Consider the following 312-nt stretch of genomic DNA (forward strand, 5'->3'; position numbering starts at 1 on the left):
GTCGATGCCCTTCTGACAGAAGACGACGTCAGCGCCGAGGTCGGCGATCGCGTCGACCTTCTCGCGGAGCTGCTTCTCCTCGCGGTCGAGGAATTTCTGGAGCTGATCGGGGTCGGTGACCGAGACTTCGGTGTCGACGTCGGTCTCCTCGACCTCGATGGCCTCGTCGAGCAGCAGAATGTCGGCGTCGGTCGCCGAACGGGGCATGTTGTCGTGGACGGGGTCCTTGTCGACGATGCCACCCTCGAGGAGGTCGGATTCGCCGGCGCTGCGGCCGGTCTGGGTCTCGATGTTGAGGCTGTCTCTTATACA

Annotated in this window: 1 protein-coding gene; it reads right to left on the reverse strand. The window is 63.8% G+C overall.

Going from position 1 to position 312, the window contains the following annotated elements; translation table 11 throughout:
* A partial coding sequence (locus tag C487_RS16735) for a TCP-1/cpn60 chaperonin family protein (RefSeq protein ID WP_006187013.1) occupies positions 1-312 on the reverse strand: 312 nt, incomplete at both ends.

Origin of the sequence: Natrinema pallidum DSM 3751 (assembly GCF_000337615.1) — an archaeon.
In the GTDB taxonomy this organism is placed as follows: Archaea; Halobacteriota; Halobacteria; order Halobacteriales; family Natrialbaceae; genus Natrinema; species Natrinema pallidum.